This is a genomic window from Cupriavidus nantongensis (assembly GCF_001598055.1).
GTDB lineage: Bacteria > Pseudomonadota > Gammaproteobacteria > Burkholderiales > Burkholderiaceae > Cupriavidus > Cupriavidus nantongensis.
Map to the genome: position 1 here is coordinate 2,376,013 of NZ_CP014845.1, position 13,967 is coordinate 2,389,979.

At 69.2% G+C, this 13,967-nt stretch carries 11 protein-coding genes; 5 read left to right on the forward strand and 6 right to left on the reverse strand.

Features of this window, described 5'->3' with window-relative positions; genetic code table 11:
• Positions 1-410: 410 nt before the first annotated feature.
• Positions 411-1,310: a LysR family transcriptional regulator gene (locus tag A2G96_RS31500; protein WP_062804020.1), complete on the reverse strand. Its 900-nt coding sequence runs from the start codon at positions 1,308-1,310 to the stop codon at positions 411-413.
• Between the two features lie 118 nt (positions 1,311-1,428).
• Between A2G96_RS31500 and A2G96_RS31505 the strand changes: the two genes are divergently transcribed.
• The 3 genes from A2G96_RS31505 (at position 1,429) to A2G96_RS31515 (ending at position 5,468) form a co-directional block, all read left to right on the forward strand.
• Positions 1,429-3,231 carry an acyl-CoA dehydrogenase family protein gene (locus A2G96_RS31505; RefSeq protein WP_062804021.1) on the forward strand — a complete coding sequence of 601 codons (1,803 nt, stop codon included), beginning with the start codon at positions 1,429-1,431 and terminating at the stop codon, positions 3,229-3,231.
• Between the two features lie 126 nt (positions 3,232-3,357).
• The gene (locus tag A2G96_RS31510) at positions 3,358-4,332 is read left to right on the forward strand and encodes a Bug family tripartite tricarboxylate transporter substrate binding protein (RefSeq protein WP_062804022.1); all 975 of its coding nucleotides are present in this window, start codon (positions 3,358-3,360) and stop codon (positions 4,330-4,332) included.
• 14 nt (positions 4,333-4,346) lie between these two features.
• On the forward strand, positions 4,347-5,468 hold the full coding sequence (locus A2G96_RS31515) for a CaiB/BaiF CoA transferase family protein (RefSeq protein WP_062804023.1): 1,122 nt from the start codon (positions 4,347-4,349) through the stop codon (positions 5,466-5,468).
• Between the two features lie 27 nt (positions 5,469-5,495).
• Here the strand turns inward: A2G96_RS31515 and A2G96_RS31520 are convergent, their stop codons facing one another.
• From A2G96_RS31520 to A2G96_RS31535, 4 genes are all read right to left on the reverse strand, one after another.
• Positions 5,496-7,217 (reverse strand): lactate permease LctP family transporter, encoded by a 1,722-nt coding sequence (locus A2G96_RS31520; RefSeq protein ID WP_062804024.1) that lies wholly within the window; start codon positions 7,215-7,217, stop codon positions 5,496-5,498.
• Positions 7,218-7,484: 267 nt separating this feature from the next.
• Positions 7,485-8,930: a LutB/LldF family L-lactate oxidation iron-sulfur protein gene (locus A2G96_RS31525; protein ID WP_062804025.1), complete on the reverse strand. Its 1,446-nt coding sequence runs from the start codon at positions 8,928-8,930 to the stop codon at positions 7,485-7,487.
• On the reverse strand, positions 8,930-9,628 hold the full coding sequence (locus A2G96_RS31530; RefSeq protein ID WP_062804026.1) for a LutC/YkgG family protein: 699 nt from the start codon (positions 9,626-9,628) through the stop codon (positions 8,930-8,932). The genes A2G96_RS31525 and A2G96_RS31530 overlap by 1 nt, the downstream gene beginning before the upstream one ends.
• The gene (locus A2G96_RS31535) at positions 9,625-10,407 is read right to left on the reverse strand and encodes a (Fe-S)-binding protein (protein WP_062804027.1); all 783 of its coding nucleotides are present in this window, start codon (positions 10,405-10,407) and stop codon (positions 9,625-9,627) included. The genes A2G96_RS31530 and A2G96_RS31535 overlap by 4 nt, the downstream gene beginning before the upstream one ends.
• A gap of 125 nt (positions 10,408-10,532) precedes the next feature.
• Between A2G96_RS31535 and A2G96_RS31540 the strand changes: the two genes are divergently transcribed.
• Entirely contained in the window at positions 10,533-11,255 is a 723-nt protein-coding gene (locus A2G96_RS31540) for a FadR/GntR family transcriptional regulator (protein ID WP_174549339.1), read from the forward strand.
• Between the two features lie 61 nt (positions 11,256-11,316).
• Here A2G96_RS31540 and A2G96_RS31545 read toward each other — a convergent pair whose 3' ends face one another.
• Positions 11,317-12,354, reverse strand: a complete 1,038-nt coding sequence (locus tag A2G96_RS31545; protein WP_062804028.1) for an AI-2E family transporter — start codon at positions 12,352-12,354, stop codon at positions 11,317-11,319.
• Positions 12,355-12,576: 222 nt separating this feature from the next.
• On the opposite strand from A2G96_RS31545, the gene A2G96_RS31550 reads away from it, so the two are divergent.
• Positions 12,577-13,959 carry an ethanolamine ammonia-lyase subunit EutB gene (locus A2G96_RS31550; protein ID WP_062804029.1) on the forward strand — a complete coding sequence of 461 codons (1,383 nt, stop codon included), beginning with the start codon at positions 12,577-12,579 and terminating at the stop codon, positions 13,957-13,959.
• Positions 13,960-13,967: the final 8 nt, after the last annotated feature.

The window sequence follows — 13,967 nt, forward strand, 5'->3', positions numbered from 1 at the left end:
CCAGTCCGTGGCGCGGCCTGCCGCCAAGCGGTCGGTGCGACCGCGCCGGGGTGTGTAAATGAAAATCGTTTTCATTGTATCGCAAATAAGGCTTTACGTTGCCCCCTCAAAGGGCGGGCACGCCAGCCTTGCCGCGGCGGGCACGGCAGGAGGCGAATGATAACCGCTAAGGGGATGAATGGCTGAGCGCAGGCGGTGGCATACGGGCCCGACGTGCCCGTTATTCAAGCGATGCAAGAACCGCGGTTCGGCAATGAGACACGAATCCGCGCGATTCCTGTCATCGCGTGCAATTACTGCATTTGCGTTATGGCTGCCGTAAGCCAGCGGCGTTAAGCTCACAGCACGCTGAACACCCCGTTCCACGCGTACTTCACAAGCCATCGGTCCCTGGACCGGTGGCTTTTTCTTTATGGCTGTGTTTTCGGCTGCGCCGCCTTGGCCGCCACCATAGTGACGAAGTGGTCGCGCGCCGGATGGTCGGGCGCCGTCTTCCAGGCGCAATAGACCTCCGAGCGCACCGCCGCGTCCGCCAGCGGCCGGAACGCCGCGCCGGCCATGCCCGAGCGCGCCAGCGCCGCCGGCACCACCGCCACGCCCATGCCCTGCGACACCAGCGACACCACCGACAGCCAGTGCCGCACCTCATGCCGGATCTGCGGGAAGAAGCCCTGTGCGGCGCACATGTCGAAGATCCGGCTGTAATAGTCCGGCGAGGCCTTGCGCGAGAACAGCACGAACGGCTCGCCGCGCAGCGATGTCAGCGGCAACTCCGTCAGTGCGGCCAGGGCATGGTCCGCGGGCAGGCAGCAGACGAAGGGCTCGGAATGCACCAGCGTGGCCTGCAGCGTGTCAGGCACCCGTCCGGTGTGGATGAAGGCGGCGTCGAGCTCGTCATGCAGCAGCGCGTCGATCTGTTCCTGCGAATTCAGTTCGGTCAGCGCCACATGGATGCCGGGATAGCCCGCCTCGAACTCGCGCAGCGTCTGCGGCAGCCCGCGGTACAGCATCGAGCCGACAAAGCCCACGCGCAGGCGGCCGATGGCGCCGGCTTCGATCTCGCGCGCCAGCACCCGCGCGGCCTCGGCCTGCGCCAGCAGCGCCGTGGCCGATTCGCGGAAGGCCCGGCCGGCGGCGGTCAGCCGCACGCCGCGGCTGTCGCGGTCGAACAGCCGCGCCCCGACCGAGGCCTCGAGCTGCTGGATATTGAGCGACAGCGGCGGCTGAGAGATGGCGAGCCGGCGCGCGGCGCGGCCGTAGTGCAGTTCCTCGGCCAGCACGAGGAAGTAACGCAGGTGGCGGAATTCCATGGCGATACAGAAATTATATGGATCAAGCCAATTTTAGAATTAGACGCAAATCCTTGGGGTTTGAATAATGGAGGCCAAAGGGGCCGCCAGCCGGCACCGTCATACCAGGAGACTTGCCATGCCATCCAGCGCCGTGCGCGACATCCCCCAGCAACCCCATTCCACGCAAGCGGCGGCCGCCGTGCATCCGGTGCCTGACCGCCAGGGCGGCAGCCTGCTTGCCGCCGACCCGGACCTGCGTGCGCTGCTGCCGCTGTACCTGCCGCCCGACCTGTTCAACCACCTGCTGCCGCACCTCGAGCGCATGGGCGCGCTGGCCGGCGGCGTGCTCGACGAGCTGGCCGGCGTCGCCGACCGCAACCCGCCGGAACTGACCTATCGCACCCGCGCCGGCGTCGACGCGCAGCGCATCGACAAGCACCCGTCCTATGTCGAGATGGAGCGCGTGGCCTTTGCCGAATTCGGTCTGGCCGCGGCCTCGCACCGCGGCGGCGTGCTGGGCTGGGACAAGCCCATGCCGCCGGCGGCCAAGTACGCGCTTACCTATCTGTTCGTGCAGGCGGAGTTCGGCCTGTGCTGCCCGCTGTCGATGACCGATTCGCTGACGCGCACGCTGCGCAAGTTCGGCGACCCGGCGCTGGTCGAGCGCTTCCTGCCCAACCTGACCACCCAGGTCTTTGACGACCTGTACCAGGGCGCGATGTTCATGACCGAGCAGGGCGCCGGCTCCGACGTCGCCGCCACCGCCACCCGCGCGGTGCGCGATGCCTCGGCCGAAGGCGGCTGGCGCCTGCATGGCGACAAGTGGTTCTGCTCCAACCCCGATGCCGCGCTGGCGATGGTGCTGGCGCGCGTGGAAGACGAGGCCGGCAACGCCGTGCCCGGCCACAAGGGCGTGTCGCTGTTCCTGCTGCCGCGCCAGCTGGAAGACGGCAGCGCCAACCACTACCGCATCATCCGGCTCAAGGACAAGCTCGGCACGCGCTCGATGGCCAGCGGCGAGATCCGTCTGGAGGGCGCGCACGCCTACCTGGTCGGCGAACCCGGCCGCGGCTTCGTGCAGATGGCCGACATGATCAACAACTCGCGCCTGTCCAACGGCGTGCGCGCCGCCGGGCTGATGCGCCGCGCCCTGACCGAGGGCCTGTTTATCGCGCGCGAGCGCCAGGCCTTCGGCAAGCGCCTGCAGGACATGCCGCTGATGCGCCGCCAGCTGCTCAAGCTGACGCTGCCCACCGAGCAGGCGCGCACCATGGTGTTCCAGACCGCCGAGGCGCTGCGCCGCGCCGACGCCGGCGAGCCCGACGCCTACGCGCTGATGCGCATCCTGACCCCGCTGATCAAGTTCCGCGCCTGCCGCGACGCGCGCAAGGTTACCGGCGACGCCATGGAGATTCGCGGCGGCTGCGGTTATATCGAGGAATGGAGCGACCCGCGCCTGGTGCGCGACGCCCATCTCGGCTCGATCTGGGAAGGCACCAGCAATATCGTCGCGCTCGACGTGCTGCGCGCGGTCCGGCGCGAGGGCGCATTGCCGGTACTGCAGGCGCATCTGGCCGGGCTGCTGGCCGATACCCCGATGCACGCCGACGCCCGCGCCGTATTCGAAGGCGCCATCGCCAGCGCTGCCCAACTCGCCGGCCAGGCCGCCGTGGCCGGTGCCGACGGCGAACTGCTGGCGCGCCAGGCAGCCTCGGCGCTGTACCACGTGACCAGCGCGGTGGCGATGGCCTGGGAAGCCGGGCGCATCGGCTCGGTGCGCCGCATGCGGCTGGCGCAGCTGGTGCTGCGCCACCGCGTGCTGCCGCAGGATCCGCTGGCGGCAAGCGACGAGCCGGCATGGCTGGCCGAAACCGTGGCGCCCGCCAACGATGGCGCGGTGCGTGCGGCCGGCGCGGTCGATGCGGTCAACGTGTTCTGACGCCGCAACCTGAACCCATTGTTCGCTCCGCTCTCCCGCAAGCGGGAGAGGGAGCACCCCGCCCCGAAGACGCCCCAACCATCCCGCATACCCCGCGGGAGACGTCCTACACCAGGAGACAATGCCATGAAACTCTGGCACCGCGTCGCGGCCATCGCCGCGTGCTCGCTGTTTATCGCCCCCGCCTTCGCGCAGAAGGACTTTCCGTCCAAGCCGATCATGATGGTGGTGACCTATCCGCCGGGCGGTCCCACCGATGCCATGGCGCGCACGCTCGCCGCCGCGCTCAAGACCAGCCTGGGCCAGCCGGTGGTGGTCGAGAACCGTGCCGGCGCCGGCGGCAATATCGGCGCCGAGGTAGTCGCGCGCGCCGAGCCCGACGGCTACACGCTGATGTTCGGCACCTCGGCGCCGCTGGCGATCAACGTCAGCCTGTACCGCAAGATCAACTACGACCCGGTCAAGAGCTTCACCCCGGTGATCCAGATCGGCCAACTGCCCAACGTGCTGGTGGTCAATCCGTCGGTGCCTGCAAAGAACGTCAACGAGCTGATCGCCTATGGCAAGGCCAACCCGGGCAAGCTGACCTATGCCTCGTCCGGCAATGGCGCCTCGTCGCACCTGGCCGGCGTGCTGTTCAACAACGTCACCGGCACCGATTTCCAGCACATCCCGTACAAGGGAACCGGCCCGGCGCTGAACGACCTGCTGGGCGGCCAGGTCAGCATGACCTTTACCGACGTGCTGACGGCGATGCCCTTCATCAAGAGCGGCAAGGTGCGCGCGCTGGGCGTGACCACCAAGGCGCGCTCGCAGGCGCTGCCCGACGTGCCGACGGTGGCCGAGCAGGGCGTGCCGGGGTTTGACGTGTCGGTGTTCTTCGGCGTGGTCGCGCCCGCCGGCACGCCGGCGGAAGTGGTCGGCAAGCTCAACCGCGCCTTTGCCGACGCGCTCAAGCAGCCCGACGTACGCAAGACACTGCAGGCGCAAGGGCTGGAGTTCGCGCCGTCGACCACCCCGGAGCAGCTGGGCAGCTTCGTCAAGGCGGAGGTCGGCAAGTGGCGCGCCGTGGTGCAGAAATCGGGCGCGCAGCTCGACTGAGGGAGGGAATCGCCATGACGCCATCCAGCCCCGGCGCGCTTGCCGGCATCCGCGTGGTCGACCTGTCGCGCATCCTGGGCGGCCCGTATTGCGGGCAGATCCTGGGCGACCACGGCGCCGACGTGCTCAAGATCGAACCGCCGCAGGGCGACGACACCCGTACCTGGGGCCCGCCGTTCAGGGACGGCGTGGCCTCGTACTACTTCGGGCTGAACCGCAACAAGCGCGTGATGCATCTGGACCTGGCCGCGCCCGCCGGGCGCGAAGTCCTGCTCGCGCTGCTGGCCGAGGCTGACGTGCTGGTCGAGAACTTCAAGACCGGCACCATGGAGAAGTGGGGGCTGGGCTACGAGGCGCTGTCCGCGCGCTTTCCGCGGCTGGTGCATTGCCGCGTGTCCGGCTATGGCGCCGACGGCCCGCTCGGCGGCTTGCCGGGCTATGACGCGGCGATCCAGGCCATGTCCGGCATCATGAGCATCAACGGCGACGCCGATGGCGATGCGCTGCGCGTCGGCCTGCCGGTGGTCGACATGGTTACCGGCCTGAATGCGGCCATCGGCGTGTTGCTGGCGCTGCAGGAACGCATGCGCAGCGGGCGCGGGCAGTTCGTCGAGGCGGCGCTCTATGACTCAGGGCTGTCGCTGCTGCATCCGCACGCGGCCAACTGGTTCATGAGCGGCAAGACGCCGCAGCGCACCGGCAACGCGCATCCCAACATCTACCCGTACGACACCGTGGCCACTGCCACCGACCCGGTGTTCCTGGCAGTCGGCAATGACCGCCAGTTCCGCATCCTGTGCGAACACCTGCAGGTGCCGGCGCTGGCCGACGACGAGCGCTACGCCAGCGCGGGCGCGCGCTCGGTCAACCGCGTGGCGCTGAAGGCCGAGCTCGAAGCGCGCATGCGCGCGCTCGACGGCAAGGCGCTGGCCGACGCGCTGGTGGCCGCGGGCGTGCCGTGCGCGCCGGTGCTGTCGGTGGCCGATGCCCTGCAGCATCCGCATACGCGCCATCGCGAGATGGTGGTGGAGATGGAAGGGGGCTACCAGGGGCTGGGCGCGCCGGTGAAGCTGAGCCGGACGCCGGCGACGTACAGGTATGCGCCGCTGACGCCGGGCAACGATTTCCTCGAATAGGCATCGCCGGGCCGGCCCCAGCCACGCTCAGCCTGGAATCATTCCGGGCAGCCAGTAAGCCTGCACCATCGTCATCACGCCGATGATCACGGCGAACAGCAGGCTGTGCTTGACGGTGAAGCGGAACAGCTCCGACTCCTTGCCCACCAGCCCGGTGGCCGCGCAGGCCACCGCGATCGATTGCGGCGAGATCATCTTGGCGGTGACGCCGCCGGTGGTGTTGGCCGCGACCATCAGCGTGTCGGACACGCCGATCTGGTGCGCGGTGGTGTTCTGCAGCGCGCAGAACAGCGCATTCGACGAGGTGTCGGAGCCGGTCAGGAACACGCCCAGCCAGCCCAGGAACGGCGAGAAGAACGGGAACGCCGCACCGGTGCCGGCCAGCAGCAGCGCCAGCGTCGACGACATGCCGGAGTAGTTGGCGACAAAGGCGAAGGCCAGCACCAGCCCGATCGACAGCACCGGGCGCGCCAGTTCCACCAGCGTTTCGCCGAACGTGGCCAGCAGGTCGCGCGGCTTCATGCGCAGCAGCACGGCCGAGATCAGCGCGGTCAGCAGGATCGCGGTGCCGACGGCGGAGAGCAGGTCGATCTTCAGCACCGCGTCATAGGCCTTGGGCGTGGCCACGATCGGCGCGGCCTTGATCACCAGCTGGTCCAGCGCCGGGATCTTGAACTTCAGCACCGTGCCGGCGAGCGGGCCGTTGGCGGCGAACAGCGCCTTGAACGGCTGCAGGCTCCATACCGTGACGATGGCGGTCAGGATGCCGAACGGCGCCCACGCGCGCAGCGTCTGCGCCAGCGTGTAGGGCGATGCCTTGCGGCTCTGCATTGCGCCACCGATACCGCCACCGATACCTCCGCCAAAGCCCGCCAGCGCGACCGTGCCGCCACTGACGTTGCCGGCGCGGCCGCCGGCGCGCTGCGACGCGCTGCGCGGCTGCCACACCTTCAGGAACGCCGCCAGCGACACCAGGCTCACCAGTGCCGAGGTGATGTCCGGCAGTTCCGGCCCGATATGGTTGGAGGTGAAGTACTGCGTCACGGCAAAGCTGCCGCCGCACACCAGCGCCGCCGGCCAGGTCTCGCGCACGCCCTTGGCGCCGTCCATCATGAACACCAGCCAGAACGGCACCAGCAGCGACAGCAGCGGCAGCTGGCGCCCGGCCATGGCGCCGATATGGAACGGGTCCAGGCCCGTCACCTGCCCGGCCACGATGATGGGAATGCCCATCGCGCCGAACGCCACCGGCGCGGTATTGGCGATCAGGCACAAGCCCGCGGCGTACAGCGGGTTGAAGCCCAACCCCACCAGCAGCGCCGCGGTGATCGCCACCGGCGCGCCGAAGCCCGCCGCACCCTCCAGGAAGGCGCCGAAGGCAAAGCCGATCAGCAGCATCTGCAGGCGCTGGTCGTCGGTGATCGACAGCACCGAGGCGCGGATCACGTCGAACTGGCCGGTCCTGACCACGATCTTGTAGAGGAACACCGCGGTCACGATGATCCACGCAATTGGCCACAGGCCATAGGCAAAGCCGAAACCAGCCGACGCCAGCGCCTGCTGCGCGGGCATGCCGTAGGCGAAGATCGCCACCGCCAGCGCCAGCAGCAGCGTCACCGCTGCGGCCACATGGCCCTTCATGCGCCAGACCGCGAGCGCGATAAAGAAGAACACGATGGGGATCGCTGCCGCCAGCGAGGACAGCCACAGGCTGCCTAGCGGTGTGTAGAGTTGGGTCCAGGGTTGCAAGGTTGGTCTCCTGATTTGGTGGTGGTTCGGGAAAATTTTTGTTCTTCCGTGACGCTTCGCAGCATCGATCCGCGCGCTTGTGTACTCCCTCTCCCGCTTGCGGGAGAGGGTTGGGGTGAGGGCCGGTGTGTCGACGAAGTCCAGGCCGTCGGTATGCCACCGCCTGCCCTCACCCCCTGCCCCTCTCCCGCAAGCGGGAGAGGGGAGCAAACATGCGGGTGTGGGAAGCGTCGACGCTGCGCTCTACTGCGCCGAGCCTGGCGCCGCCTACTCGGGCTGCCCCTTTTCCTTCAGCAGATCCGCCAGGCTCTTCGCCGCCGGCTTCAGCGGCGTGCGATGCGACGTCCATCCCAGCTGCCGCGCCGGCGTCAGCGCGCGCAGCCGCGTGGCGGCCCAGCGGAACAGCCGGTAGGCCGCCGGGTGCGAATAGGCGCCGCTCCAGAAGCGCCACACCAGGTGTTCGCCGCGGCTGTACTTGGCGCCCTGGCCGCGCAGCGGGTTGGCCGCCGGTTCTGCGGGATCACGGTTGGCCTCAGTGCGCAGGCGCACCAGCAGCTGCGGGATCGGGATGCGCACCGGGCAGACCTCGCCGCAGGCGCCGCACAGGCTCGAGGCGGTGGCCAGGTCGGCGGTGGCGTCCAGTCCCAGCAGGTGCGGCGAGATGATCTTGCCGATCGGGCCGGGGTAGGTGGTGCCGTAGGCGTGGCCGCCGATGCGGGTGTAGACCGGGCAGTGGTTCATGCACGCGCCGCAGCGGATGCATTGCAGCGTCGCGCGCAATTGCGCGTCGGCATACGCTTGCGTGCGGCCGTTGTCGAGCAGCACCAGGTGCACTTCGCGCGGGCCGTCGCGTTCGCCCGCGCGGCGCGGGCCCGAGATCAGGTTGAAGTAGGTGGTGATGGCCTGGCCCGTGGCCGAGCGCGTCAGCAGCGTCGACAGCGGCACGATGTGCTCGAGCCGGGCCACCACCTTCTCCATGCCCATGATGGCGATATGCACGTCGGGCACGGTGGTGGACAGCCGGCCGTTGCCCTCGTTTTCCACCAGCCACAGCGTGCCGGTGTCGGCGGCGGCGAAGTTCACGCCGGACAGGCCGATGTCGGCCTCGACAAAAGCCTGGCGCAGCGCGCGGCGGCCGGTCTGGATCAGCGCGTCGACATCCTCGGTATAGGGCGTGTCGGGGATATGCTCGGTGAACAGCTGCGCGATATCGCCCTTGGTCTTGTGGATCGCCGGCATCACGATATGCGAGGGCTTCTCGCCAGCCAGCTGGACGATGTACTCGCCCATGTCCGACTCGATGCAGTCGACGCCGCGTTCGGCCAGGTAATGGTTCAGCTCGATTTCCTCGCTGGCCATCGACTTGCCCTTGATTACGCGCGTGGCCTGCCTGGCGCTGGCGATGCCGTGGATGATGGCGTTGGCCTCGTCGGCGGTCTCGGCCCAGTGCACCTGCACGCCGGCCGCGCTCAGCTTCTGTTCCAGCTGCACCAGCAGGTCCGGCAGGTTGGCCAGCGCGTGCTGGCGCACCGCCTCGCCCAGGTCGCGCAGGCGTTCGAGCTCGTCGGCGTCGGGAAACTGCGCCAGGCGCTTGCCTTGCAGGAAGTCCATCGCGCCGCGGAAGCTCTGGCGCAGCTTGGGGTCGTCCAGCGCCTCGCGGGCGCGTGCCTTGAAGTCCTGTGGCGCAACGAATTGCAGTGTCTGCTGGCTCATCACGCGCCCTCCGCGGTGTCGGTCTCGATCACGACCCACAGCCGGCGCGGACCATGCGCGCCGTAGGCCAGGGTTTGCTGGATGTCCGAGGTCTTGGACGGGCCCGAGACCAGCACCAGGTTGGTCGGCATGCCGTCGGCCCAGCGCTCGGCGCGCGCGGCCATATGCAGGTCGTCATGCAGGGTCGATGCGCGCACCAGTGCGACATGCAGCGGCGGCACCAGCGACACCGTGCGCGGTGAGCCCGCATCGGGCGCCAGCACCAGCGTGCCGGTGGCGGCGATGCCGGAGCGCGCCACGGTGAAACCGGCGTCGACGGTGTCGAACAGCTCAGCCTTCCACGCCTCGATCGGGCGGTCGTAGCCGATGGCTTCGATGCCGGCCGGCAGCGCGGCTGCCAGCGCCGCGCCGGCCGCGGTGGCCGGATCGAGCAGCAGGCGCTTCACGCGCGCCCTGGCCAGCTCGGCCGCGAGCATCGCCGGCCACGCGCTGGCATCGGCGCACCAGACTTCGGCATGCAGGCCTTGCAGCGCGGCCTGCATCGCGGCGACGCGCGCGCCAGTCGTTGGCGTGCCATGGCGGCGTGCTTCGAAATGGCCGTCGATGCGGCGATCGAGCTCGGTGGTTTGCGGGGACGGCACGGGCGCGGCGGCGCGCAGCCGGCCGAGCATGCGTTCGCGGGCGCCGGGCGTGCTCATGCGGCACCTCCGCTACGGCGCCACAGGAAGCTGGCGAGGTGTTCCACCTGCAGCGGCGCGCGGTCGTGCGCGGCGGTATGGCCGATATTGAGCAGGCAGCCGCAGTCGGCCGATACCAGGCGGTCGCAGCCGGTGGCGCAGGCCGAGGCCACCTTGTCGCGCACCATCGCGCCCGAGATATCGGGATGCTTGAGCGAGAAGGTGCCGCCGAACCCGCAGCATTCCGATTCGCGCGCATGCTCGACGCGGGTCACGCCCGGCAGCGCATCGACCAGCGCCACGCCGTGCTGGCGCGTACCCATTTCTCGACGGGCGCCGCATGAGGTATGCAGCACGATGCGCTCCGGTGGCTGGGCCGATGGCGCGGCAGCGCCGAAGTCCACCTGCAGCACATGCAGCAGGAACTCGCCCAGCTCATAGACGCGTTCGGCCAGTTCGCGGGCCTTCGGGCCGGCCACCGGATCGTCGGCAAAGAGCTGCGGCCAGTGGTGGCGCATCATGCCGGCGCACGAGCCGGACGGCACGATCACCGGCCACGGCTGGCCGAACAGGTCGAGCTGGGCGCGCGCGACCGCACGCGCCGCGTCCGGGTTGCCGCTGCTGTAGGCGGGCTGGCCGCAGCAGCTCTGGCCGCGCGGGAAATGCACCGTCAGGCCTTCGCGCTCGAGCAGCCGCACGGCATCGAGGCCGGCCTGCGGCACGAACATGTCGACCAGGCAGGTGGCAAAGAGGTAGGCCTGCGTGGGGGCAGGGCCGCTGGGGTACTGACGATCCTTCATGTCTCGCTCCACACGTGCTGGGTCGCACGTTTGGGCGCATAATTCCCGCTTCCGCGCGGCGCTTCAAATTGGTTGGACCAATTCAGGGGGCGGGCCGCGCCAGATCAGGAGCGAGGAAACACGGCATGACGGCAGCCAGGCACGGGCATACCACCCGCGGACGCGTGGAGTCGGTGATGCGGCGCATGGAAACCGCGCTGCTCGACGGCACCTGGCCGCCCGGCACGCGGCTGCCGGCCGAGCGCGTGCTGGCCGAACAGTACGCGGTGGCGCGCAACACCGTGCGCGAGGCAATCCAGCGCCTGGCCGCGCGCGGCCTGCTGCAGAGCCGGCGCGGCGCGGGCGTCTATGCCACCGACCAGCTGCGCGCCGGCATTGCCTCGCCGTGGGGCCAGCTGGTGGCGGACCATCCCGCGCTGCGCGAAGACATCCTGGAATTTCGCCGGGTGCTGGAAGGCGCCACCGCCTACTTCGCGGCGTTGCGCGCGGATGCCGCCGACGTCAGGCGCATCCGCGCGCTGATGGCCGAGCTGGAACGCGCGCGCGCCACTGACGACAAGCAGGCTGAGGCCGATGCCGACGCGCAGCTGCATGACGCCATCGCGCAAGCCTCGCACAACACCATGTTCCTGCATCTGCATACCAGCGTGATCGGCATGCTGCGCGAGCACATCACCATGAACGGCACCGGCCTGCGCGAACAGGACGACGGCGCTTCGGACCTGCTGTTGCTGCAGCACCGCACGCTGTGCGATGCCATCTGCGCGCGCCGTCCGGAAGAGGCGCGCACGGCGATGCAGACCCACATCGACTTCGTGCGCAGCCGGGTGGAGCACGACGGGGCCTGAATACAGTGGGAAGGGGCACGCTATTGGTCCGACCACCGGCCCGGCGTGCCGGCCACTGCCTTCAGATCAGCCCGGCCCCCGCCAGCTCGCGCTTCAGGTACGCGTAGAAGATCGGCCCGGCGATCACGCCCGGGATGCCGTACAGCGTTTCCATCAGCAGCATCACCATCAGCAGTTCCCACGCCGCCGCCTGGATGCGCGCGCCGATGATGCGCGCGTTGAGGAAGTACTCGAGCTTGTGGATCACCACCAGGAACACCAGCGAGCCCACCGCGATCGGCAGCGATACCGACAGCGAGGCCACCACGATGGCGGTGTTCGAGATCAGGTTGCCCAGCACCGGCAGCAGCCCCGCGACGAAGGTGATCACCACCAGGGTCTTGCTCAAAGGCAGATGCACGTCGAACAGCGGCAGCACCAGCAACAGGTAGATCGAGGTCAGCACGGTATTGATCGCCGAGATCTGGATCTGCGCAAAGATGAATTGCGAGAACGCCTGCTGCAGCGTGCGCGCGCGCGCCACCAGCGCAGCCGCCAGCGGGCGCCGGTTGGGGCGCGCCACCGCGCGGTACAGCGCCACCATCGCGCCGATCACCAGCCCGATCAGGATATGCACCAGCGTGCGCAGCACCTCGGCGCCCAGCTTCTGCGCCGTCGCGGCATGCTCGCGCAGGGTGTCGATCAGCGTGTTGGCCAGCTCGTCGACGCCATTGGGCAGCGCGTCGCTGACCCACGGCGGCAGCTGCCCGCGCGAGCGGTCGATGATGTCGGCGACGTGGTTAAGCAGGCCGTCCAGGGTATTGCCCTCGCCGCTGACAAAGCGCACCAGCAGCCAGCCCGCCAGCGTCAGCCCCAGCAGGATCAGCGCCGACAGGATCGCCACCGCGAGCGCGTCGTGGCGCTGGTGCAGGCGCTTCAGGCGCGGCGCCAGCACGTCCACCAGCGAATACAGCAGCAGCCCGGACAGCAGCGCCGCCACCAGGTTGGCATGCAGCACGGTCCACAGCGCCAGCGCGGTCAGCAGGTAGGCAACGGTGCCGACGCTGTACCACGCGGCCGGCGGCAGGCGCGGGGTGACGGTCGGTTCGGGTTCTTTCATCGGTGTCTCCGGCATGCAATTTGCTGAAAGGAATTCCTGGATTCTCGCCGATCCAGATGTAATGGCTGCGTCAGCCGCGGCTCCGGTTGCGCGTGCCGCCGCGACCTGGCGCCGATGTTGGCATATCGGCACACGCAAAGGGTGTCTATATTAGGGGGAATCGCGCGCGGCCCGTGGTTTGCCGCGTAGTCCTTGTTGTCGCCAAGCCCGGGAACGCAACGCATGGCCTACACCCATACCATCGGCAACCACCGCCACGTCTTTGCCGACCTGCGCACGCTGCTGGCCAGGGCCAGCCCGGCGCGCTCCGGTGACGCGCTCGCGGGCCTCGCCGCGCAAAGCGAACAGGAGCGCATGGCGGCACGGCTGGCGCTGGCCGAGGTGCCGCTGACGCGCTTCCTCAACGAGGCGCTGGTGCCTTATGAAGACGACGAGGTCACGCGCCTGATCCACGACCGCCACGACGCCGCCGCCTTTGCCGCGATCGATGCCACCACCGTGGGCGACCTGCGCAACTGGCTGCTGCGGCATGAGACCGACAGCGCCGTGCTGGCGCGGGTCGCGCCCGGCATCACGCCGGAAATGGCGGCGGCGGTCAGCAAGCTGATGCGCAACCAGGACCTGGTCGCGGTGGCGCGCAAGTGCCAGGTGGTCACGCGCTTTCGCAGCACGGTGGGGCTGCCGGGCCGGCTGGCGGTGCGGCTGCAGCCCAACCACCCGACCGACGACCCCAAGGGCATCGCCGCCTCGATCATCGACGGGCTGCTCTATGGCTGCGGCGACGCCACCATCGGCGTCAATCCGGCCTCGGACAACCTCGGCGCGATCGTTTCGCTGCTGCGCATGATCGACGAGCTGCGCAGCCGCTTCGACATCCCCACGCAGTCGTGCGTGCTGACCCATGTCACCAACACGCTGCGCGCGATCGGCCAGGGCGCGCCGGTGGACCTGGTGTTCCAGTCGGTGGCCGGCAGCGAGCGCGCCAATGCGGCGTTCGGCATCAGCCTGTCGCTGCTGGCCGAGGCGCACGACGCCGCGCAGGGGCTGGCGCGCGGCACCGTGGGCGACAACCTGATGTACTTCGAGACCGGGCAGGGCAGCGCGCTGTCGGCCGACGCGCACCACGGCGTCGACCAGCAGACCATGGAGGCGCGCGCCTATGCGGTGGCGCGCGCGTTCTCGCCGCTGCTGGTCAATACCGTGGTCGGCTTTATCGGGCCGGAGTACCTGTACGACGGCAAGCAGATCATCCGCGCCGGGCTGGAAGACCACTTCTGCGGCAAGCTGATGGGCGTGCCGATGGGCTGCGACGTCTGCTACACCAACCATGCCGAGGCCGACCAGGACGACATGGACACGCTGCTGACGCTGTTCGGCGTGGCCGGCATCAACTTCATCATGGGCGTGCCGGGCGCCGACGACATCATGCTGAACTACCAGAGCACCTCGTTCCACGACGCGCTGTTCCTGCGCGAAGTGCTGGGGCTGCGCCCGGCGCCGGAATTCGAGGCCTGGCTGCAGCGCATGGGCATTGCCGACGGCGCCGGCCGGCTGCTGGAACCCGCGGCGCGCCAGCCGCTGCTGCAGATGGCCCACAGCTTGTAAGGCGCCGC

Excerpts from the sequence above, each read along its gene's own strand:
- A2G96_RS31500 (WP_062804020.1), bottom strand. The coding sequence starts at position 1,310 with ATGGAATTCCGCCACCTGCGTTACTTCCTCGTGCTGGCCGAGGAACTG.
- A2G96_RS31505 (WP_062804021.1), top strand. The coding sequence starts at position 1,429 with ATGCCATCCAGCGCCGTGCGCGACATCCCCCAGCAACCCCATTCCACG.
- A2G96_RS31510 (WP_062804022.1), top strand. The coding sequence starts at position 3,358 with ATGAAACTCTGGCACCGCGTCGCGGCCATCGCCGCGTGCTCGCTGTTT.
- A2G96_RS31515 (WP_062804023.1), top strand. The coding sequence starts at position 4,347 with ATGACGCCATCCAGCCCCGGCGCGCTTGCCGGCATCCGCGTGGTCGAC.
- A2G96_RS31525 (WP_062804025.1), bottom strand. The coding sequence starts at position 8,930 with ATGAGCCAGCAGACACTGCAATTCGTTGCGCCACAGGACTTCAAGGCA.
- A2G96_RS31530 (WP_062804026.1), bottom strand. The coding sequence starts at position 9,628 with ATGAGCACGCCCGGCGCCCGCGAACGCATGCTCGGCCGGCTGCGCGCC.
- A2G96_RS31535 (WP_062804027.1), bottom strand. The coding sequence starts at position 10,407 with ATGAAGGATCGTCAGTACCCCAGCGGCCCTGCCCCCACGCAGGCCTAC.
- A2G96_RS31540 (WP_174549339.1), top strand. The coding sequence starts at position 10,533 with ATGACGGCAGCCAGGCACGGGCATACCACCCGCGGACGCGTGGAGTCG.
- A2G96_RS31545 (WP_062804028.1), bottom strand. The coding sequence starts at position 12,354 with ATGAAAGAACCCGAACCGACCGTCACCCCGCGCCTGCCGCCGGCCGCG.
- A2G96_RS31550 (WP_062804029.1), top strand. The coding sequence starts at position 12,577 with ATGGCCTACACCCATACCATCGGCAACCACCGCCACGTCTTTGCCGAC.